The following is a 1,383-nucleotide window of genomic DNA, read 5'->3' on the forward strand; positions in this document are numbered from 1 at the left end:
TGGTGATGCGCAGCCTCATTACACTTCAGTTGCGAATTTTGTTGCCAACATGAAAGACCAAATTGAACCTCTGTTTACCCAAGTCCTGATGATATGCGACCGCGAAGGTTTGATTGGACGAAATATGTTTGCCATCGATGGTTGTAAAATAAGATCAAACGCGAGTAAAGAATGGAGTGGTACGTTTGACGAGCTTGAGCGAAAACAAGCCAAGTTACGTCGTGCTAGTCAACGCATACTTGAGCGCCATCAAGCACAAGATAGTTTAGGTGAAGACGAAGTGGCGCATGACTTGAAGCAAAAAGACAAACTCGACAAAAGTGCAGAGAAAATCACGGAATATCTAGCGACACATCAAGAAAAAACAGGCAGTAAAGGCAAGCCTGTTAAAAGTAATATTATCGACCCAGATAGTGCAAAAATGACCACCAGTAAAGGCACTATCCAAGGTTACAACGGCATTGCGATTAATGACGATAAACATCAAATCATCCTACAAGCCCAAGCATGGGGTTCGGTTGGTGAGCAGCAAACCTTAGAGCCAGCGGTTACTCAATTAAAGCAGCAACTCGATAAGCTCACCACACAAAAGAAACCAAACGAGCACACAACAAAATTCACCGCAGACAGTGGCTTTAACAGCGAAGCTAATTTGGAATTTATGGCTCAAAGTGGGTTCGATAGTTATATTGCTGACAATCAATTTAGAAAACGTAATCCGCTATTTAAAGAGAGTGAAACGTATGAAACAGAGCAAGAAAAACGACGATTAAAGCGAAGTAAAGGCAGGCCAAGATTATTCACATCAGAGTATTTTCATTATGATGGAACAACACAAACGTGTCGTTGTCCTGCGGGTAATGAAATGTGGTGTAGTGGGACAAATGTAAAGAGTGGCAATCAAGAGTACGCACGATTCTGCGGCTACTTAAAAGACTGTAAAGTGTGCCCATTACAGCAACAATGTATGCGTAAACCACCGAAGGATAGAGGAAGACAAGTACAGTTCTTAAACGATCAATCCCGTAAAAAGCTAAGCTACGGTGATAAAATGAAAACCAAGATAGACAGTCCAATAGGACGGCGCCAATACAGTAAACGACTTGGTGCAATTGAACCTGTGTTTGGTAATATCACCGTCAATAAAGGCATGAACAAATTCACGCTACGTGGGCAAGAAAAAGTGAATGCCCAATGGCAAATGTATTTTCTCGTTCATAACATCGAAAAACTTAGGAATAGCCTACACTAGTCAAAGAGAAAGTCTTCACGGAAATAGAAAGACTCACGCCGTGATCACGCTTCATTTATGGCTCTATATCATCAGTCTATGATTAAAAATAGAATCACCTGTTGAATCTTGGGTGTATGTGAAATATTGTG

1 protein-coding gene is annotated in these 1,383 nt (G+C 41.1%); it reads left to right on the forward strand.

Translation table 11 applies throughout. The annotated features are described in order from the left end of the window. Positions 1-1,252: transposase (locus DFP80_RS20545; RefSeq protein ID WP_113918659.1), on the forward strand; the 1,252-nt coding region annotated here is incomplete at its 5' end. Positions 1,253-1,383: the final 131 nt, after the last annotated feature.

The organism is Marinomonas rhizomae (genome assembly GCF_003315485.1).
GTDB lineage: Bacteria > Pseudomonadota > Gammaproteobacteria > Pseudomonadales > Marinomonadaceae > Marinomonas > Marinomonas rhizomae.